The 20,230-nt window shown below is 34.7% G+C and carries 19 protein-coding genes; 4 read left to right on the top strand and 15 right to left on the bottom strand.

All coding sequences use genetic code 11. The features are described from left to right. Nucleotides 1-38: 38 nt before the first annotated feature. Nucleotides 39-1,019, bottom strand: a complete 981-nt coding sequence (locus ACSYSW_RS02945) for a DNA polymerase III delta subunit-related protein (protein WP_491704774.1) — start codon at nt 1,017-1,019, stop codon at nt 39-41. Nucleotides 1,020-1,023: 4 nt separating this feature from the next. Further along, on the bottom strand, nt 1,024-1,656 hold the full coding sequence (gene tmk, locus ACSYSW_RS02940; protein ID WP_491704775.1) for a dTMP kinase: 633 nt from the start codon (nt 1,654-1,656) through the stop codon (nt 1,024-1,026). A 389-nt stretch (nt 1,657-2,045) separates the two neighbouring features. Here tmk and ACSYSW_RS02935 point away from each other — a divergent pair, with 389 nt between their 5' ends. Genes ACSYSW_RS02935 through ACSYSW_RS02920 form a run of 4 tightly spaced genes read left to right on the top strand, consistent with a single transcriptional unit; the run spans nt 2,046 to nt 7,813 of the window. Then, on the top strand, nt 2,046-4,019 hold the full coding sequence (locus tag ACSYSW_RS02935) for an extracellular solute-binding protein (RefSeq protein WP_491704776.1): 1,974 nt from the start codon (nt 2,046-2,048) through the stop codon (nt 4,017-4,019). A gap of 1 nt (nt 4,020) precedes the next feature. After that, on the top strand, nt 4,021-5,112 hold the full coding sequence (locus ACSYSW_RS02930) for a microcin C ABC transporter permease YejB (RefSeq protein WP_491704777.1): 1,092 nt from the start codon (nt 4,021-4,023) through the stop codon (nt 5,110-5,112). Continuing rightward, nucleotides 5,109-6,140, top strand: coding sequence for an ABC transporter permease (locus ACSYSW_RS02925; protein WP_491704778.1), 1,032 nt, complete (start codon nt 5,109-5,111; stop codon nt 6,138-6,140). The genes ACSYSW_RS02930 and ACSYSW_RS02925 overlap by 4 nt, the downstream gene beginning before the upstream one ends. After that, nucleotides 6,137-7,813 (top strand): ABC transporter ATP-binding protein, encoded by a 1,677-nt coding sequence (locus ACSYSW_RS02920; RefSeq protein WP_491704779.1) that lies wholly within the window; start codon nt 6,137-6,139, stop codon nt 7,811-7,813. Before ACSYSW_RS02925 ends, ACSYSW_RS02920 begins: the two co-directional genes overlap by 4 nt. Before the next feature lie 71 nt (nt 7,814-7,884). On the opposite strand, the gene hslU is transcribed toward ACSYSW_RS02920, so the two are convergent. The 13 genes from hslU to leuC all read right to left on the bottom strand — a co-directional run bounded on the left by hslU (nt 7,885) and on the right by leuC (nt 20,167). Further along, complete coding sequence (gene hslU / locus ACSYSW_RS02915; protein ID WP_491704780.1) at nt 7,885-9,213, bottom strand: ATP-dependent protease ATPase subunit HslU; 1,329 nt, start codon at nt 9,211-9,213, stop codon at nt 7,885-7,887. Between the two features lie 25 nt (nt 9,214-9,238). Then, nucleotides 9,239-9,766: an ATP-dependent protease subunit HslV gene (gene hslV / locus ACSYSW_RS02910; RefSeq protein ID WP_491704781.1), complete on the bottom strand. Its 528-nt coding sequence runs from the start codon at nt 9,764-9,766 to the stop codon at nt 9,239-9,241. A gap of 234 nt (nt 9,767-10,000) precedes the next feature. Further along, a complete protein-coding gene (gene tolA, locus ACSYSW_RS02905; RefSeq protein ID WP_491704782.1) occupies nt 10,001-11,026 on the bottom strand; it encodes a cell envelope integrity protein TolA in 1,026 nt (341 codons plus the stop codon). Between the two features lie 32 nt (nt 11,027-11,058). Further along, complete coding sequence (tolR, locus tag ACSYSW_RS02900; protein ID WP_491704783.1) at nt 11,059-11,478, bottom strand: colicin uptake protein TolR; 420 nt, start codon at nt 11,476-11,478, stop codon at nt 11,059-11,061. A gap of 2 nt (nt 11,479-11,480) precedes the next feature. Then, complete coding sequence (tolQ, locus tag ACSYSW_RS02895) at nt 11,481-12,161, bottom strand: protein TolQ (RefSeq protein ID WP_491704784.1); 681 nt, start codon at nt 12,159-12,161, stop codon at nt 11,481-11,483. Beyond that, on the bottom strand, nt 12,162-12,557 hold the full coding sequence (gene ybgC, locus ACSYSW_RS02890; protein ID WP_491704785.1) for a tol-pal system-associated acyl-CoA thioesterase: 396 nt from the start codon (nt 12,555-12,557) through the stop codon (nt 12,162-12,164). 301 nt (nt 12,558-12,858) lie between these two features. After that, complete coding sequence (locus ACSYSW_RS02885; protein ID WP_491704786.1) at nt 12,859-12,969, bottom strand: cytochrome bd oxidase small subunit, CydX/CbdX family; 111 nt, start codon at nt 12,967-12,969, stop codon at nt 12,859-12,861. A gap of 9 nt (nt 12,970-12,978) precedes the next feature. Then, nucleotides 12,979-14,115: a cytochrome d ubiquinol oxidase subunit II gene (cydB, locus tag ACSYSW_RS02880; RefSeq protein ID WP_491704787.1), complete on the bottom strand. Its 1,137-nt coding sequence runs from the start codon at nt 14,113-14,115 to the stop codon at nt 12,979-12,981. A 17-nt stretch (nt 14,116-14,132) separates the two neighbouring features. Then, a complete protein-coding gene (locus ACSYSW_RS02875; RefSeq protein WP_491704788.1) occupies nt 14,133-15,707 on the bottom strand; it encodes a cytochrome ubiquinol oxidase subunit I in 1,575 nt (524 codons plus the stop codon). 125 nt (nt 15,708-15,832) lie between these two features. Then, nucleotides 15,833-16,702 (bottom strand): succinate--CoA ligase subunit alpha, encoded by an 870-nt coding sequence (sucD, locus tag ACSYSW_RS02870; protein ID WP_491704789.1) that lies wholly within the window; start codon nt 16,700-16,702, stop codon nt 15,833-15,835. A gap of 15 nt (nt 16,703-16,717) precedes the next feature. Then, nucleotides 16,718-17,896, bottom strand: a complete 1,179-nt coding sequence (gene sucC / locus ACSYSW_RS02865; protein ID WP_491704790.1) for an ADP-forming succinate--CoA ligase subunit beta — start codon at nt 17,894-17,896, stop codon at nt 16,718-16,720. Between the two features lie 255 nt (nt 17,897-18,151). Beyond that, a complete protein-coding gene (leuD, locus tag ACSYSW_RS02860; RefSeq protein WP_491704791.1) occupies nt 18,152-18,754 on the bottom strand; it encodes a 3-isopropylmalate dehydratase small subunit in 603 nt (200 codons plus the stop codon). 12 nt (nt 18,755-18,766) lie between these two features. Then, entirely contained in the window at nt 18,767-20,167 is a 1,401-nt protein-coding gene (gene leuC, locus ACSYSW_RS02855) for a 3-isopropylmalate dehydratase large subunit (protein ID WP_491704792.1), read from the bottom strand. Nucleotides 20,168-20,230: the final 63 nt, after the last annotated feature.

The raw sequence follows: 20,230 nt of genomic DNA, 5'->3' as shown, positions 1-20,230 counted from the left end.
CATCATTAATTTATCATGGTTGCTCATTTTTATCTTCATTATTGTTTTAGCAATTCTGATTGTGCTAGCAGATTACAAAGCATTAATTCTTTATTTAAACCAGCAATAGATGTCAATTGCAGTCTTGTCTTACACCATAATTCATAAAGAGAATAAATGCATTCATAACTGTTACTTGCAAGTAATCTAACTAAAGGTACTTGATCACGATTGATGATAAATCGTCCAGCTTTTTGTTTCGCTTTTAAGGCATCAGTTAATAACGTACAAAACCAATGAATTTGTGTAATAAGCTTATCATGATCAAAAATTGCCGCTAGCGACCAAAAATCATTATGCTGTAAAATTGCCATCAAGTTTTCACAAAATATTTTACGCTTTTGCCAATTTTCAGTTTCTAACAAGGCTTGTGCGGCCAATGGCGCATTCTCACTTAATAAAACAGCGCATGCAAGATCATTATCATGATAATTTGGAAAATATTTTTTTAACCATATGATTGATTCATCTAAAGACGGCACTGCGATCGAAAAGTGAAAACAACGACTATAAATCGTCGGTAATAATTGATTATTATGATCATTACCTAAAATAAAAAACGTATTTTCTGGCGGCTCTTCTAACGTTTTCAGTAAGGCATTTGCAGCGGCTTCCGTCATTAAAGCGGCATTATCAAGATAAATAACTTTATTACCACCTTGCTGGGATTTTTCATAAATAATTGACAAAATTTGACGAATTTGATCAACACCAACCGTGTTTTTATTCGCCTCATTAGTGATTAAATAATAATCAGGATGATTGTTAGATTTAAATAATTGGCAACTATGGCAAAAACCACAAGGATTAAGATCTGTCGATGTTGTACATAAAAAACGATTAGCGAGAGAATTAATCAGCTTTTTTTCCCCACTGCCTGTAACATAATTAATTAATAAAGCATGATGGGACTTTCGCCGTAAGATAGGCATTGCTAATTGTTCATAAGCATCTTTTAACCAATAATCCTTTTCAAACATAATGCTAAACCTGTTTTTGTAGCCATGGTATTAAAATGTTTTCAATTTGAGCAGTCACATCAGAAAGAGATTGACTCGCATCAATGGTAATAATGGTTTCATCATTGTTAGATAATGCTAAATAGCGTTCACGAATACGATTAAAAAAAGTTAACGATTCTTGTTCAATACGATCTAATTTACCTCTGGCTCTTGCTCGCATTAATCCAATTTGCGGATCAATATCTAAATATAATGTTAAATCTGGCTTAAAATCCTCTAAAACTTGTTCTTTTAACATTTGCATAAAATGTTTATCAAGTTGCCGTCCACCACCTTGATAAGCTTGTGTTGACAAATCATGTCGATCACCTATAACCCAACGATTTTTCTTAAGTGCCGGTTTTATTACATTATCAATTAATTGTATGCGGGCAGCATAAAACATCAATAATTCCGCTTTATCAGTTAAAGGTTCACCTTCCAAACCATTTTTAATTAAATCGCGTAACGTTTCAGCAATAGGCGTACCTCCAGGTTCACGTGTAAAAACAATATCAAAAATCTGTTGTTGATTAAGTAAACGCGCAACGGTTTTAATGGCAGTTGTTTTACCAGCCCCTTCAAGTCCTTCAATGACAATAAATCTCGCTGTCATATTCTTATCCTATTAAGTGCGATATGATTGTTTAAAAATACAATATTATTTAACATTCTAAATAGATTAATCAAACAAGGATATTAGAATGAATATTAATCCTGATTAATTAACATGGATTTTAATGGTGGTAAGTATATATGAAAAATAAAATATTTTCATTGACTGCCGATTTGTTATTAATTAAAACCACGATAATTTACCGAAATACTATTTTCTAATAATTAGTTTTTGCTCATTACGGCGAACTTTGGCAAAATAGCGTTCCCACTTTTGTATTTAAAAAATTAAATTAAGGATAAATACGATGTTATAAGCTATGTTATATGTAATATAAAACCACAATTGGTACATTTAATGTAGACATCAATATTAAAAGGAAAATGACTGTGACTATTAATATAATTAATCATATACGAAAACGCTATTTTAGCATTATCTCGATTATGATTAGTGTTATTTTTTGTTTTCCAGCCTTAGCCCTCACTAATAAAAATACAGATTTCGATACTGTTGAAGCGGATATTATTGAAGCTGAAGCAAATAATCCAAATACCAACGCTGGACCAAATCTTCCTGATCACTATATCAACACAGATTTTCCATTTGAAACGATTTACCATAAAAATATCTTTTCATTGAAAGGTCATCCTAAATATTCTGAAAATTTTCAGCATCTTGATTATGTTAATCCTAATGCCCCTAAAGGCGGGACAATAAAGCTTGCTGAAATTGGTACTTTCGATAACTTTAATCGTTATGCAAGTCGAGGATTGGCTGAACGTAATTCAAGTGAATTATATGATAGCCTTTTTACTAATATAGCCGATGACATCACCAGCTTTTATCCACTTATTGGCACATCAATTACGTATTCTGATAGTTACAAATGGGCAGAAGTAACACTAAACCCAAATGCGCGTTTTCAAGATGATATACCGATCACAGCTGACGATGTTGCTTTTACTTTTCTTAAATTTATGACAGAAGGCGTAATGCAATATCGTGCTTATTATAAAGAATGCAATGTCACGGCCGTTACGCCTTATCTAGTAAGATTTGAAATACCCGAAGGAAATCGTGAAAAACTGCTTTCTTTTGTCGGCAACATGCTAGTCATTCCTAAACATTTTTGGCAAGACCGTAATTTTTCAGAGCCATTACCGACCCCACCCTTAGCAAGTGCTGCTTACTATGTAAGTGATTACAAACTTGGACAATATGTAATTTATACCCGTAATCCTAACTATTGGGCACAAGATTTACCCATCAATAAAGGATTAAATAATTTTGATCATAAACGCATTGATTATTATATGGATTCAAGTGTTGCGCTGGAAGCATTTAAAGCAGGTGAGTATGATTTTCGCGCTGAATCTCAACCTAAAAATTGGTTTACTCAATATCAAGGTCAATATTTTAAAGAAGGTTATATCGAAAAACATAGTAAACCCCAACAAACTGCAATTGAAACACAATGGCTGGCATTTAATTTGCAAAAAGAAATATTTCAAGATCTTCGAGTTCGAAAAGCCATTACGCTTGCCTTTGATTTTGAATGGTTAAATAAAGCCTTTTATTATAATAGTTACAGTAGACCACATAGTTTCTTCGAAAATACTTTATATGCTGCAGCAGGTAAACCAACTGAACAAGAATTATCTTTGCTTATACCATATAAAAATATTCTCCCTAACGATGTTTTTAAAGAAGCTTATCATTTACCAAAAAGTGATAGCAGTGGTTTTAATAGAGATAATTTATTAGCAGCATCGCAACTTTTGCATCAAGCCGGGTGGACAATAAAAAAAGGACGACTTATCAATAATAAAACAAATCAACCTTTTGAATTTGAGTTATTAGTTTATTTGGGATCTGATGTTAAATATGCCATTCCTTTTCAACAAAATTTAGCTCGCCTTGGGATCACTATGAATATTATTACGCTCGATCAAACCCAGTTAATTCGTCGTATGCGTGAACGAGATTATGATATGACTCAGCGAAGTTATAGTGCTTTTAATTATCCAACATCTAACTTGTCCATTTTATGGGGTAGCGAACATTTAAATTCAAGTTGGAATGCATCAGGATTGCACAATGAAGTGATAGATACGCTTATAAATGAGATCAGCCAAAATCTTGATAACGACGATAAATTAATTCCATTAGGTCGTGCACTTGATCGCGTTCTAACACAAGAATACCCTATGATTCCTATGTGGTATCCTAGCCAAATTTACTTTGCTAATTGGCATAAATTCGGCATGCCAAACGTCATGCCAACTTATGGTATCGAATTAAATAGCTGGTGGTTTGATAATAATAAAGCCGCAACCTTACCAAAAAATCAGGAACATTAAGATGCTTAATTATTTAATACGACGCTTATTATTGATCGTTCCGACGTTATTTATCATATTAACGTTAAATTTTTTTATTGTGCAAATTGCACCTGGGGGGCCTGTTGATCAAGCTCTTGCTAATATCGAAAATGAACAAGGCGCATCGCAAAATTTCTTATCTGGATCAGGTAATTTTACCACGCAAATTAGCAAACCAAGTAATGAAACTAGTTATCGAGGAGCAAGAGGATTAGATCCTGAACTCATCGCTAAGATTGAAAAACAATATGGCTTTGATAAACCAATTATTGAACGTTATTTCGATACATTAAAAAAATATGCACTATTTGATTTTGGCAATAGCCTGTTTAAAAGTGAATCCGTAATCGGCTTAATTGCTAAAAGTTTACCGGTTTCCATCTCGCTTGGGCTTTGGAGTACCCTAATTATTTATTTAATCTCAATTCCTCTCGGTATTTATAAAGCAGTGAAAGACGGATCGCGTTTTGATTTCTGGTCAAGTACCTTTATTATTATTGGTTATGCAATACCTGCATTTTTACTTGCTATTTTATTAATCGTCTTATTTGCTGGCGGTAGTTATTGGCATATTTTTCCTTTACGCGGATTAACCTCTTATGATTTCGATCAACTTAATTTATGGGACAAAATAAAAGATTATACTTGGCATATCTGTTTACCTGTTTTGGCAATGGTTATCAGTGGTTTTGCTTCTTTAACCATGCTAACCAAAAATTCGTTTTTAGATGAAATTCGAAAACAATATGTCACAACTGCAAGAGCCAAAGGGCTTACAGAAACACAGATTTTATTGAAGCATGTCTTTCGTAATGCAACCTTGTTAATTGTCTCAAGCTTTCCAGCAGCATTTATTGGCATTTTATTTACTGGTGCTTTACTAATCGAGATCATATTTTCCTTAAATGGATTAGGATTACTTGGTTTTGATGCCATCATTCAACGTGATTATCCAGTAATATTTGGTACCGTATATATTTTTACCTTACTCGGTCTTGTCGTTAAATTATTATCGGATTTAACTTATATGCTAATTGATCCTCGTATTGATTTTGAGGCACGTAACTTATGATAAAACAGTCATTAACAAAAAATACTAAATGGCAACGATTTAAACAAAATCACCGTGGTTATTATTCGTTATGGTTTTTCATGATTTTTTTTGTGATAAGTTTACTATCTGATTTTATAGCAAACGACAAACCAATCTTAATTAATTATCAAGATAATTATTATGTGCCTATCTTTAATTTTTATCCTGAAACAGAGTTTAATGGTCAATTTACCACTGAAACAAATTATTTAGATCCAATTATTCAAAACAAAATTAAGGAACAGGGTTGGATTTTATGGGCTCCCTTCAAATTTAGTTATAATACCTTGATTTATGACACTAAAAATACCTTTCCTACACCACCATCGGCAAGTCATTGGTTAGGTACAACAGATGCCGGATTTGATGTCATGGCAAATATTCTTTATGGATTTCGAATTTCCATGTTATTTGGCATTTTATTAACGTTATTTACTTCAATAATTGGCATCATTATCGGTGCTTTTCTTGGTTATTATGGTGGCAAAGTTGATCTTATTGGACAACGTTTTATCGAAATCTGGAGTGGTTTACCGGTATTATTTGTCATTATCTTATTAGCAAGTATATTACCACTCAATTTCTGGTGGTTACTTGTAATTACCGTGTTATTTGGGTGGATGACTCTTGTCGGTGTTGTGCGTGCCGAATTTTTAAGAACACGTAATTTTGACTATATTCGCGCAGCTAAAGCAATGGGCGTAAGTGATCGTAAGATAATGTTTCGTCACATCTTACCTAATGCTATGGTTGCAACGTTAACCTTTTTACCTTTTATTTTATGTGGCTCCATTACAACATTAACTTCTTTAGATTTTTTAGGATTCGGATTGCCTCTTGATTCGCCATCACTTGGCAGATTACTATTACAAGGACGAAACAATTTACAAGCACCATGGTTAGGTATTAGTTCATTTATCATTATTGCGACATTACTTTCATTATTAATTTTTATTGGTGAAGGGGTACGGGATGCCTTCGATCCGACTAAAGGAGCACGTCGATGAATTCTCCTTTACTAATGGTAAATGATCTGTCGATCGTTTTAAATCAACATCAAAAATCAACAACGCTTGTTGATAGAATTAATTTTTCTATCGATAAACAACAAACTGTTGCGCTAGTTGGTGAGTCTGGCTCAGGTAAAACAATTACTGCCTTGTCAATTTTACGCCTGCTCTCTAGTGAAAATATTAGTTATCCTAGTGGTGATATTTTATTTAAAAATCAGTCCTTATTAAATGCGACAGAAAAAGATTTACAACATATTCGTGGTAATCAGATCAGTATGATATTTCAAGAGCCTATGGTCTCACTTAATCCACTCCATACTGTTGAAAAACAATTACGCGAAGTCTTAACCTTGCATCATCATATGCATCATGATGTTGCCAAAAGTGAAATCTTACAATATTTAGATCGCGTTGGTATTAAAGAACCAAAAAATAAACTTTCTGTCTACCCACATCAATTATCTGGTGGTGAACGGCAAAGAGTTATGATTGCGATGGCTATTTTAACGCAACCTAAACTCCTTATTGCGGATGAACCGACAACAGCGCTTGATGTTTCAGTACAAGCACAATTATTACAATTATTACAAGAATTAAAACAAGAGTTAAAGATGAGCATGCTTTTTATAACGCATGATCTTACCATCGTCAAAAAAATGGCAGATCAAGTTGCTGTCATGCAGCATGGACGTTTAGTCGAAAATAATTCCAAACAACGCATTTTTTTAAGACCTGAACATCCCTATACGAAAAGTTTATTAAATGCAGAGCCACATGGAGATCCCGTTACCTTACCAAATAATGCCGGTATTTTACTTACAGTCAATCACTTAGATGTTAATGTAATTAGCCAAAAACGTTTTTTTAAAAATAAGCAAAAGCAAATTATTGATAATATCAGTTTTACTATTCATCAAGGTGAAACAGTTGGCATTGTAGGCGAATCAGGATCAGGTAAAAGTACAACCGCACTTGCTATTTTGCGCTTAATAAAAGCAAAAGGAGACATCTTATTTGATAGCCATCCATTACAGCAGCTAAGCCATAAAAAAATGCTTCCTTTTCGGGGACGGATACAAATCATTTTTCAAGATCCCTTTTCATCGCTTAATCCTCGTTTTACGATAGAACAATTATTAAGCGAAGGATTAATTATCCATAAAAAAATAAGTAAACAAGAACGCCAGCAAGCCGTTATTAGTATTTTAAAAGAAGTTGGACTCGATCCTGATATGCGTTTTCGTTATCCAAATGAGTTTTCTGGCGGCCAGCGACAACGAATAGCAATAGCGCGCGCATTAATTTTAAAACCAGAATTATTAATTCTTGATGAACCCACTTCATCACTTGATCGCACTATTCAATTGCAAATTATTAATTTACTAAAATCCATTCAGAAGAAATATCAATTAAGTTACCTATTTATTAGTCATGATCTCTCGGTGATTCATTCACTTTGTCATCAAATATTAGTCATGAATAACGGTAAAATTGTCGAACAAGGTAGCCGCGATAATATATTCAACAACCCTAAACATCCTTATACGCAATCATTAATATCACATATTAATAAACCTAATCGGATAAAAAGAAATATTTCAAGAGATTCTCATAATCAACAAGATTGGGGGGAAGCATTATTAATGGGTAGAAGAAAAAGCATTTAATTATTTGTTAAGAAAATTAATAAAAAGCCAGCAGTAACTAAATTTACTGCTGGCTAATTCAACCAAATAGATTATAAAATAAATTTACTTAAATCTTCGTCAGCTACAAGTTTATCGAGATGATTACTAACATATTCGGCATCAATAATAACACTCTTACCACTGATTTCGCTGGCATCAAAAGAAACATCTTCCATTAAACGTTCAAGAACTGTATGTAATCTTCTTGCACCTATATTTTCATTTTGCTCATTGACCTGCCATGCAGATTCAGCAATTTTACGGATACCGTCTTTAGTAAATTCAATATTAACGCCCTCAGTCGCCATTAACGCTTTATATTGAACAGTTAAAGAAGCATTAGGCTCTGTTAAGATACGTTCAAAATCTTCACTTGTTAATGCACTTAATTCAACACGAATTGGTAAACGCCCTTGTAATTCAGGAATTAAATCTGATGGACTCGCTGTTTGGAAAGCACCAGAGGCAATAAATAAAATATGATCGGTTTTCACTGAGCCATGTTTTGTTGATACTGTACAACCTTCAACTAATGGTAACAAATCACGTTGTACACCTTCACGAGAAACATCGGGACCCGATGAATTGCCACGTTTACATACTTTATCGATTTCATCAATAAAAACGATCCCATTTTGTTCAACTGCTTCAATCGCTGCCTGCTTTAGATCATCTGGATTGACTAATTTAGCCGCTTCTTCTTCAATTAACAGCTTAAAGGCATCTTTTATTTTCATCTTACGTGGTTTTGATTTTTGACCACCCAGATTTTGAAACATAGACTGTAATTGATTAGTCATTTCTTCCATGCCTGGAGGTGCCATAATCTCAACACCAATATTCACACCAGCAGTTTCAATTTCAATTTCTTTTTCATCTAAATCCCCTTCTCGTAATTTTTTACGAAAAGCCTGACGAGCTGTTGAATCATTATTATTTTCGACTTGTCCCCAACCATCTTTAGCGGGTGGCACTAATACATCTAAAATACGTTCTTCAGCAAGTTCTTGGGCTCGAGCACGGTTTTTTTCTATCGCATCTTGGCGAATCATTTTAACAGCTGAATCAGTCAAATCACGAATAATTGAATCGACTTCTTTACCGACGTAACCCACTTCAGTAAATTTAGTCGCTTCAACTTTTATAAAAGGGGCGTGGGCTAATTTAGCAAGGCGGCGAGCAATTTCAGTTTTACCAACACCTGTTGGTCCAATCATTAAAATGTTTTTTGGTGTCACTTCATGGCGCAAAGGCTCATCAAGTTGCATACGGCGCCAACGATTACGTAATGCAATCGCCACTGAACGTTTTGCTTTATCTTGTCCAATAATATGTTGATTTAATTCACTTACAATTTCGCGAGGAGTCATTTCAGACATGTTTTCATTCTCTTAATTTGTTTAATTAATAATTGAGTTCTTCAATAGTTTGGAAGTTATTGGTATAAACACAAATATCTCCAGCAATAGATAATGATTTTTGTACAATATCATGTGCGGATAACTCAGTGCTATCCAATAAAGCTCGAGCCGCAGCTTGTGCATAAGGTCCACCAGAGCCTATCGCAATTAAATCATCTTCTGGTTGAATGACATCCCCCGTTCCTGTAATAATTAATGATGCAGTTTCATCCGCTACCGCAAGTAGTGCTTCTAATTTCCGCAGCATTCTATCCGTTCGCCAGTCTTTTGCCATTTCTACTGCGGCTTTGGTTAAATGCCCTTGATGAAGATCCAATTTACGTTCAAAGAGTTCAAACAAGGTAAACGCATCTGCGGTACCGCCAGCAAAACCTGCAATCACTTTATTATTATATAAACGACGAACTTTGCGAGCATTGCCTTTCATAATTATACGTTCACCTAAAGTGACTTGACCATCACCACCAATCACAACTTGTCCATTTCGGCGGACACTGACAATAGTTGTCATATTTTGCTCCTTAATTCTTTTACAGTAACTTTTGGATAACTATTTGAATATATATTGGGATAAAAAATTTTTTTTCAATATCAAAATAGGCTATCACGATCAATATCAAAACTAAAAAAAATAAAAACTATGAAATAAAGTGAGTTATCAAAAAAAAGATTTTTTTAACTCGACTGTTAATTAGCGCAATTACCCAAGATATTATTAACTAGAATATGATTTTATATAATCGTATTAATTAGGTTTAAAGGTAATTTGCATTGTTTTAACTTCAGCATATAAGCTGGCTGAGGGTTTTGGAATTGTAGCAAGTTTAGTTGCAGCTATTGCCTCGCGACATAAAGAGGGATCACCATTTGTTGACATGACATCGAGCACTAAACCATCGGGGGCAATTTGAATTTGTAAATCACAAGTGCGCCCGGCGTAGAGTTTAGGAGGATTAATAAATTTATTACTTATTGCATTTGTTACAAGGCTTTGATAACGACCCAATTCACCAGTATCAACACCTTTAGGTGTAGATTGTTTATTATTTTGCTTGACCGGTTTAGAAGAAGTTAACCCGCCTAAAATATCATTAACTGTTTTATCATTCTTCTCTGCTTCAACTTTTTGTTTAGCTTTTTCAGCTGCTTCTTTAGCGGCTTGTTTTTGTTTCTCAGCTTCTTTTTTAGCTTCCTCAGCTTCAAATACCGCTTTTTGTTTTTCTAACTCCGCTTGTTCACGCTCCTTTTCAATTTGCTCTTGCATTAATTTTTCTTGTTGTGCTTTTGCTTGAGCTTCTTTAGCTTCTTGATCAGCTTTTTGTTTAGCTAGTAATGCCTGTTTTTGCTGTTCAGCAAGTTCCGCTTTTGCTTTAATAGCGTCTTGTTCTGCTTGCTTTTTAGCCATTTCAGCTGCAGCAATTTCTTGCTGCTGTTGTTGAATAAATTTCAAACGCTCCTTCTCTAATTCTTTTAATTTTTGTTGTTCGGCAAGTTGCCTTTCTTGAAGTTCTTGCGCTTGTTTTTCAATTTGTTTTTGGCGTTGCTCTTGTACCTTTTGTTTATTAATTTTACTTTGTAGTTCCCTTTGATATTGTTCATTGATAACAACAGAATCGACCATAACTGCCTCAATAGATTCACCTTTAATATTGCCCGAGTTATCTTGATGATATTGCCAAGCTTTATAGGATAGGAACACAATCAATATGGCATGAAATGCAATTGATAAAATAATTGGGAAACTTAATCGAACATTTAATTTTTTAGACATTGCTCATATTTTATTTAAATTATTATTAACACTTAAATCGGTTGGGTCATTAAACCTACAGATTTAACGCCTGCGGATTGAAGTATATTCAGTGCTTTAATGATTTCTTCATAAGGCACATTTTTTGCTCCACCGACTAAAAAAATAGCTTTATCATTCAAGGACAATTGATGTCTAACTTGAGCGACAATTTGTTCTTGCGGTAAACCGGTTTGACGATCATGATCAATAATCAAAGTATAAACGCCAACGTCAGAAACTTCGACAATTATTGGTTTATTGTCTGAGGTCGACACAGATTTAGCTTCGGAAGCTTCGGGTAAATCTACCTCGACACTTTGACTAATAATAGGGGCAGTCGCCATAAATATCAGAACCAAAACCAATAACACATCTAATAATGGAACGATATTAATTTCGGATTTAGCAGAATAACGCGAACGACGACTCATAATTATTTCCTAACTGCGACAGCTTGACGTTGTAAAATCGCCGAAAATTCATCAATAAAATTAATATAACTTTGTTCAATTTGGCTTACTTTAAGACTCAAACGATTATAGGCCAAAACAGCAGGAATAGCGGCAAAAAGACCAATCGCCGTTGCAATTAATGCTTCAGCAATACCAGGCGCAACCATTTGTAAAGTAGCCTGTTTTGCATTTCCTAATGAAATAAACGCATCCATAATTCCCCATACAGTACCAAATAAACCAATATATGGGCTAATAGAGCCTACAGTACCTAAAAAAGGAATATTTTGTTCAAGGTTATCTAATTCTCGATTCATCGCAAGGCGCATTGCTCGCGAAGAGCCATCTAAGGCAGCTTTCGGCATATTGGGATTAATTTGATATAACCGTGAAAACTCTTTAAAGCCAGCATAGAAAATATGTTCCGTTCCAGAAATTTCTTCTTTATTTTGTTTAGCTTTATCAAACAATGCATTTAGATCATCGGCTGACCAAAAGCTATTATCAAATTTTTCTATTTGCTTTTTGGCTTGTTTTAAAATGCGGCTACGTTGAAAAATAATAGCCCAAGAAATGACTGAAAAAGCTAATAATATTAGCATGACACATTTAACTAAAATTCCAGCGCTCAGAAATAAATCAATAATATTCAGATTTTCCACTTATATAAACTCCGCAACTAATAACTTTGGAAGCGCACACGGCTTCATTTTTGTAATATTTACACAAACAACCATTACATCAGCACTATTAATTAACTGATCATTTTGATTATGAATTGTTTGATAGAAATTAAATGATGTTTTACGAATTTGTTTTATTTGAGTATTAATCGTTAATAAATCATCCAAACGGGCTGGAGAATGGTAATTAATATCCATCTTTTTAACTACAAAAGCAATACCTTCTTGTAATAACCCTTGTTGTCCAATGTTAATACTTCGAAGCATCTCTGTTCTTGCTCGTTCATAAAATGCCAAATACCTTGCATGATAAACGACTCCACCTGCATCAGTATCTTCATAATATACTCTTGCATTCCATTTAAAATCTTGCATTTTTAATCTCAATCAAAAAAATTATCAATATTATATCGCAATATAAAATTCGCTTCATCATCATATAGAATTGTACAAATGAAAACAATTATCATTTCATTTTTTTATTAACCCTTGTTGATTTCTCATAAAATATAAATGCGTATTGGACTCAAATTTAGGTTAATTTATAAGCAGGTTCTTATGAAGATTTATAAAAAAGGATGATGATTTTCTTTATAAATAAAAAAAGGTGATAAATATCACCTTTTTTTATTTATATTATTCAATAGTCATGATGTTAAACTATCATAATTACTCTTTATTTTATGTCGTTTTCGTCATTGGTGCTTTTCTTTTCAATCCAAAGCCCCATAACAACAGAAAGCATACACGCTGCAAATATACCGACTAACCAAAATATATAATACATAATCCTTCCTTAATAAAGTGAATGTTCGTTGTTTTCGATATGATTCTTATCAAGACGTCCAAACATTTTTATATAACCCCAAATAGTATATAAAAGAACGCATGGTAAGAAGATAACAACAATCCAGAACATTATATTTAATGTTAAATGGCTTGATGATGCATCCCAAATGGTCAAACTCATATCAGGCATAATGCTTGATGGCATAATGAACGGGAAAGTAGCAATAGCAAATGTAAATAATACACAAGCAACAGTTAATGATGAAACAACAAAACTTAATGCATTTTTGTTAGCAGCACAAAGGAAGATATTTAATAACGGTAAAATAACTCCTAATGCTGGGACTAACCATAAAATTGGATAATTATTATAATTAGTAAACCAAGATGCAGAATTCGATACTGTTTTAGCGAGCGGATTAGATGCAGCACTATAATCAATAGTACTCGTTACTTGATATCCAGGAATACCAAACGCAACCCAAATTCCAGCAAGAACAAAAGCGATTGCAAGAATCAAGCTAGCTATTTGTGTCGCTTTACGAGCGCGTAAGTAAAGATCACCTGTTGTTTTCATCTGTAACCAAGTACCACCATGGGCAACAATTAACATCAAGCTAACAACACCAGCTAATAAGGCGAATGGATTTAATAAACCAAAGAAACTTCCGGTATAAAAAACACGTAAAGAAATATCAAAATGGAATGGAACACCTTCTAATAGGTTACCAAACGCAACACCAAATACGAGTGCAGGAACAAAACTTCCGGCAAAAATACCGGCATCCCATAAACCACGCCATTTAGAATTTTCAAGTTTACTACGATAATCAAATCCTATTGGCCTAAAAAATAAAGCACAAAGAACAAGAATCATCGCAATATAAAAGCCTGAAAAAGCCGTAGCGTATGCAATTGGCCATGCAGCAAAAAGACCCGCACCGGCAGTAATTAACCATACTTGGTTACCATCCCAATGTGGGGCAATAGAGTTAATCATAATACGGCGTTCAATATCCGTTTTACCAATAAATGGTAATAAAATACCCACACCCATATCAAAACCATCAGTGACCACAAAACCAATTAATATAACACTAATCAGCACCCACCAGATAACACGCAAAATTTCATAATCAATCATTATGTATACTCCTTCTCTTATTTGGCTGGTAACGTTTGTGATTTTTCATAATGATATTTACCAGTACCTAAAGAACTTGGACCAATACGTGTAAATTTAAACATTAAGAACATTTCAGCGATTAAGAACAAGGTATAAAGTCCACACATCAAGATCATGGTAAACAATACTTGACCTGGAGTTAAAGAGGAGTTTGCAACACTTGTCGGTAAAATATCTTGAATTGCCCAAGGTTGACGACCGTATTCTGCAACAAACCAACCACATTCGCATGCAATCCATGGGAATGGTAGGCATAGCAATAGCACAATTTGCAACCAACGACGACCTACAATTTTGTTTTTAATCGTTGTCCATAAAGCTATAGCAGTCGCTATAAACATAATGAAGCCAAGTCCAACCATGATTCTAAATGCCCAGAATAAAGGCGCAACTGCTGGGATCGAATCTTCAGTCGCTTGTTTAATATGTGATTCAGTAGCTTGTTGGATGGTTAAGTTATCACGATCGGTGAAACGTTTAACAAGATAGCCATAACCAAGATCTTTTTGGTTATCTTCAAATGCCTGTACTGTTGCTGGGCTGGTATCGCCCTTTTTCATTTTCTCAAGATTATCGTAAGCAATAATACCTTTACGAATTTTTGTTTCATTATCTTTTAAGATATCTTTAAGACCTATAACTTGTGTATCAAATGAGCGTGTAGTAATAAGGCCCATTGCATAAGGAATTTCGATCGCAAAATAATTTTCTTTATCTTTTTGCGATGGAAAAGCAATTAAGTTAAACGCCGCTGGTGCTGGCATCGTATCCCATTCAGCCTCAATCGCGGCAAGTTTCGTTGGTTGCACAGTTGTCATTTCATGGCCAGCTTCATCACCCATTAAAATAAGACTAATAGTAACTAAAAAGCCAAATGTTGCAGCGACACCAAATGATCGTTTAGCAAAACCAACATCACGTTTACGTAGAAGGTAATAAGAACTGATACTAAGCACAAAAATAGCACCGGTTAAATAACCCGCCGAAACAGTATGGAAAAATTTATATTGTGCAACAGAATTGGTAATTAAATCATAAAAGCTTGCCATTTCCATGCGGGAATTGATAGGGTTAAATTCGGAACCGATAGGGAACTGCATCCAACCATTTGCGACTAAAATCCAAAGCGCAGAAAGATTTGAACCAAAAGCCACACACCATGTAACAATAAGGTGTTTACCTTTACTTAATCTATCCCAACCAAAGAAGAAAAGCCCAATCATGGTTGATTCTAAGAAAAACGCCATTAAACCTTCAATAGCCAAAGGTGCCCCGAAAATATCGCCCACATAATGCGAGTAATATGACCAGTTAGTACCAAATTGGAATTCCATGGTTAATCCAGTTGCAACACCGACTGCAAAGTTTATTGCAAACAATTTGCCCCAGAATTTTGTCATATCTTTCCAAATTTGTTTTCCGCTAACAACATATACGGTTTCCATAATTGCTAATAAAAACGCAAGTCCAAGCGTTAATGGTACAAAAATGAAATGGTACATGGCTGTAAGTGCAAACTGGAGTCTCGATAGCTCTACTATATCTAACATATTTGCTCCCTAAAACATAAGCTCACAAGTTTATAAAATCATTAAATATTATATTGTACACTTTAATAAAATAATAAAAAATAACTTACTTAAAAAAGTATAAAATTCCTCTTATTTATATTCTATTAATAAAATAGTTTTTTTAAGGTATCGCCTATATCAGCAAGGTTACTCACAACCGTAACACCTGCATCTTGCAAGGCTTTTGTTTTTTCAGCAACAGTTCCTTTTTTGCCTGAAATAATTGCCCCTGCATGACCCATTCTTTTCCCTGAAGGTGCAGTAACACCTGCTATATAACCTATCACTGGTTTTGTTACATGTTTTTTAATAAAATCAGCAGCTTCTTCTTCTGCTGTTCCTCCAATTTCACCTATCATTACAATGGCTTCTGTTTTCGGATCTTGTTCTAGCATTGCTAAAATACGAATAAAATCAGATCCTGGTATAGGATCACCACCGATACCGACACAAACTGATTGACCTAGTCCTGCATCCGTCGTTTGTTTAACCGCTTCGTAAGTTAAAGTTCCTGAACGTGAAACAATACCGATTTTACCCGCTAAATGGATATGACCTGGCATAATACCAATTTTACATTCATCAGGAACAATGACTCCCGGGCAATTTGGACCTATCAAAATAGTATCACTATTTTTTAATTTTTCGTTAACTATTAACATATCTAATGTAGGTATACCTTCTGTAATACAGACGATAAGTTTTATACCCGCATCAATAGCTTCTAAAATAGAATCTTTACCAAATGCCGCTGGAACATAAATCACAGATGCTGTTGCGCCTGTTATATCAACCGCTTCTTTTACCGTATTAAAGACAGGAAGGCCTAAATGGATTGTGCCGCCTTTACCTGGTGTCACACCCCCAACTAATTGAGTACCATACGCAAGTGCTTGCTCTGAATGAAATGTACCTTGGCTACCTGTGAATCCTTGGCAAATAACTTTGGTGTCTTTATTAATTAAAATTGACATAGTAACTTTCTCTATTTATCGGTTATCAATGACAGAAGCAATTTTTTCGGCAGCATCAGTTAAACTGTTAGCGCTTATAATATTTAATTCGCTCTCTGCTAAAATGTGTCTAGCCAGATCAGCATTATTACCTTCTAAACGAACGACAACTGGTACTGTAAGACTGATTTCTTTAATTGCAGCAATAATACCTTCGGCAATCAAATCACAACGTACAATGCCGCCAAAGATATTGACCAATATAGCTTTCACATTGGGATCTGATAATATTAATTTGAAGGCTTCAGTGACTCGTTCTTTTGTTGTTCCACCGCCAACATCTAAAAAGTTTGCCGGCTGACCACCGTAAAGTTTAATGATATCCATCGTTGCCATCGCAAGCCCGGCACCATTAACCATACAACCAATATTACCGTCTAATGAAACATAGCTAATACCTTGTTTGGCGGCAATAGATTCACGTTCATCTTCTTGACTACTATCTCGTAAAGCAGATAACTTTGGATGCCTAAAAAGGGCATTATCATCAATAACAATTTTGGCATCTAAACAAACTAGATCTTTATCTTGTGTAATGACAAGGGGATTGATTTCGGCAAGTGAAAAATCATTCTCCAAAAATAAACGTGTAAATTGGATAAATAATTGACTAAATTGATTGATTTGTTTACCTGATAAACCTAATTTAAAGGCAAGGCTACGGCCTTGGTATGCACTAGCACCCGTGAGTGGATCAATAAAAACTTTATGAATTAATTCCGGTGTTTGTTCGGCGACCTTTTCGATATCAACACCACCTTCAGTTGATACCATTATTACAACGCGTTTTGCCTGACGATCGACAACCGCACCTAAATATAATTCTTTTTCAATCGGAAATGCTTTTTCAATTAAAATACAATTAACGGGCTGTCCTTTTGAATTAGTTTGATAAGTGACAATAGTTTGTCCTAACCATTTTTCTGCAAATTGTTTAATTTGTTTAGGATCGTTGCTAACAATAACACCACCTGCTTTGCCTCGCCCACCAGCATGCACTTGACATTTTGCCACCCATTTACCGTTAGGATCTTGTTGCGTTAAAAAGGATAGTGTTTCTTGAATTTCATCAATAGAATTACATACATAACCTTCAGGAACAGGTATTTGATATTGCTTAAAAAGAGACTTAGATTGGTATTCATGCAGGTTCATAAAGACATTCCACAACGTTAGTTTAACGTAAGTTATTAGTAAAGCAGTTATTAATTCTAATCTAAGAAAAATAAATTGGGTAGCAAATAATGGTATTTTCACTTACTCTTTTTAAATCATTTATTTTTATTAACTCGTTTTTAAATGATCTTATTTTAATATTTATTCCTGATTACTCGATTAAAAATCAATAACTGCATTTTTTATTTATCATTGATTGGCAATGATCTTCGTTAGTTCTAAAAAAGCTTTAAATTAAGCTAAGTAATGGGCTAACTTTTGCTCATAATGATTAATAGCATCTTCATGTTGCAGTGTTAATCCAATATTATCTAATCCATTTAATAAACAATGGCGTTTAAAAGAATCAATTTTAAACGGATAGGTTTTATCACCCGCTTTAACAATTTCATTTTGCAAATCTATAGTAAACTCAATACCATCATTGGCTGTTATCAACGTGAACAGTTCATCAATATCACGTTCTGGTAAAGACACGAGTAAAAGTTGATTGTTAAAAGAATTATTATAAAAAATATCGGCAAAGCTTGAACCGATAATTGCCTTAAAACCATAATCTGCAAGCGCCCAAGGAGCATGTTCACGCGATGAGCCACAACCAAAATTTTCGCGCGTAACTAAAATGCTTGCACCTTTGTATCTTGGATGATTTAAAATAAAATTAGGGTTCGGTTTTAATCCTTCATCATCTAAAAAACGCCATTCATGAAATACATGTTGTCCAAAACCGACGCGCGTCACTTTTTGTAAAAATTGTTTAGGAATGATTGCATCAGTGTCGACATTCGCCGCATCTAAAGGAACGACAAGACCTGTGTGTTGAATAAATTTAGCCATAATCTAAGCTCCTTAAAATGGTTGACGAATATCTGTAAAATAACCTGTGATAGCGGCGGCAGCTGCCATTGCAGGACTCACTAAATGTGTTCTTGCATCACGTCCTTGCCTTCCCTCGAAATTTCGATTACTGGTAGATGCACATCTATCTCCAGGCAATAACTTATCATCATTCATAGCAAGGCACATTGAACAACCAGGCAAACGCCATTCAAAACCAGCCTCAATAAAGATTTTATCTAACCCCTCAGCTTCTGCTTGAGCTTTAACGACTCCCGATCCTGGTACAACTAAAGCCTGTACTCCTTTAGCCACTTTACGTCCTTTTGCAATTGCAGCTGCTGCTCTTAAATCTTCGATACGTGAATTTGTGCAAGAGCCAATAAAGACTTTATTGATATTTATGTCACTAATTTTAGTTCCCGCTTGTAATCCCATATAAGTTAATGCGCGAGTCATTGAGTTTTTTTCAATCGGATCGATAACATCATCAGGATTTGGTACAACGCCATCAATCGCAGCAACTTGACCAGGATTGGTTCCCCATGTGACTTGTGGGGCAATATCTTTTCCTTCAATAGTAATGATTTTATCAAACACCGCATCAGGATCTGTTTTTAAAGTTTTCCAGTATTCAACAGCCTTGTCAAAATCATCGCCTTGTGGCGCAAACTGGCGTCCTTTTAAATAAGCAAAGGTTGTCTCATCTGGGGCAATAATACCTGCTTTAGCACCCAGTTCAATTGCCATATTACACACTGTCATGCGCCCTTCCATCGACAAATCAGTAATCGCCTGACCACAAAATTCTATAATATAACCAGTACCGCCGCTGCTGGTTGTTTTACCAATAATAGCTAAGATAATATCTTTGGCGGTGATATTTGACGCTACTTTACCAATAACTTCAATTTTCATGGTTTTAGCGCGAGCTTGTTTTAATGTTTGCGTGGCTAATACATGCTCAACTTCAGAGGTCCCAATCCCAAATGCCAAAGAACCAAAAGCACCATGTGTAGCAGTATGAGAATCACCGCATACAATAGTTTGTCCGGGAAGAGTCATACCTTGCTCAGGTCCAATCACATGAACTATACCCCGTAAAGGGCTATCAATATCGTACAATCTAATGCCGAATTCTTTCGCATTCTTTTGTAATTCAGTAAGTTGAATGCGTGCCATTTCACTACAAGCACTTAATTCGTTACTTTTGGTTGAGGTATTATGATCCATTGTGGCAAATGTTTTAGTTGGTTGACGAACAGTTCGTCCCATTGCTCGCAAGCCGTCAAACGCTTGAGGAGAGGTAACCTCATGCACTAGATGGCGATCAATATACAAAATAGGGGTTTCATTTTCTGCTTCATGCACAATATGTGCATCATATAATTTTTGATATAACGTTTTTGACATTGCCTATCCCTTTTCTTTCGTTATGCTAAAAATAAGATAAATAAAAAAATCAATTAGTAAGGA

The sequence above is a fragment of the Gilliamella sp. ESL1225 genome, assembly GCF_058502635.1.
The sequence above is the reverse complement of the archived record's forward strand: the minus strand, read 5'-3'. Positions and strand labels throughout refer to the sequence as shown.

Bases quoted from the DNA above. Each gene is read 5' to 3' on its own strand.
- ACSYSW_RS02885 (WP_491704786.1), bottom strand. From the start codon at position 12,969: ATGTATTATATATTTTGGTTAGTCGGTATATTTGCAGCGTGTATGCTT.
- leuC (WP_491704792.1), bottom strand. From the start codon at position 20,167: ATGTCAAAAACGTTATATCAAAAATTATATGATGCACATATTGTGCAT.
- cydB (WP_491704787.1), bottom strand. From the start codon at position 14,115: ATGATTGATTATGAAATTTTGCGTGTTATCTGGTGGGTGCTGATTAGT.
- ACSYSW_RS02920 (WP_491704779.1), top strand. From the start codon at position 6,137: ATGAATTCTCCTTTACTAATGGTAAATGATCTGTCGATCGTTTTAAAT.
- sucC (WP_491704790.1), bottom strand. From the start codon at position 17,896: ATGAACCTGCATGAATACCAATCTAAGTCTCTTTTTAAGCAATATCAA.
- ybgC (WP_491704785.1), bottom strand. From the start codon at position 12,557: ATGCAAGATTTTAAATGGAATGCAAGAGTATATTATGAAGATACTGAT.
- tolA (WP_491704782.1), bottom strand. From the start codon at position 11,026: ATGTCTAAAAAATTAAATGTTCGATTAAGTTTCCCAATTATTTTATCA.
- hslU (WP_491704780.1), bottom strand. From the start codon at position 9,213: ATGTCTGAAATGACTCCTCGCGAAATTGTAAGTGAATTAAATCAACAT.
- ACSYSW_RS02925 (WP_491704778.1), top strand. From the start codon at position 5,109: ATGATAAAACAGTCATTAACAAAAAATACTAAATGGCAACGATTTAAA.
- ACSYSW_RS02875 (WP_491704788.1), bottom strand. From the start codon at position 15,707: ATGTTAGATATAGTAGAGCTATCGAGACTCCAGTTTGCACTTACAGCC.
- leuD (WP_491704791.1), bottom strand. From the start codon at position 18,754: ATGGCTAAATTTATTCAACACACAGGTCTTGTCGTTCCTTTAGATGCG.
- ACSYSW_RS02930 (WP_491704777.1), top strand. From the start codon at position 4,021: ATGCTTAATTATTTAATACGACGCTTATTATTGATCGTTCCGACGTTA.
- hslV (WP_491704781.1), bottom strand. From the start codon at position 9,766: ATGACAACTATTGTCAGTGTCCGCCGAAATGGACAAGTTGTGATTGGT.
- tmk (WP_491704775.1), bottom strand. From the start codon at position 1,656: ATGACAGCGAGATTTATTGTCATTGAAGGACTTGAAGGGGCTGGTAAA.
- tolR (WP_491704783.1), bottom strand. From the start codon at position 11,478: ATGAGTCGTCGTTCGCGTTATTCTGCTAAATCCGAAATTAATATCGTT.
- ACSYSW_RS02945 (WP_491704774.1), bottom strand. From the start codon at position 1,019: ATGTTTGAAAAGGATTATTGGTTAAAAGATGCTTATGAACAATTAGCA.
- sucD (WP_491704789.1), bottom strand. From the start codon at position 16,702: ATGTCAATTTTAATTAATAAAGACACCAAAGTTATTTGCCAAGGATTC.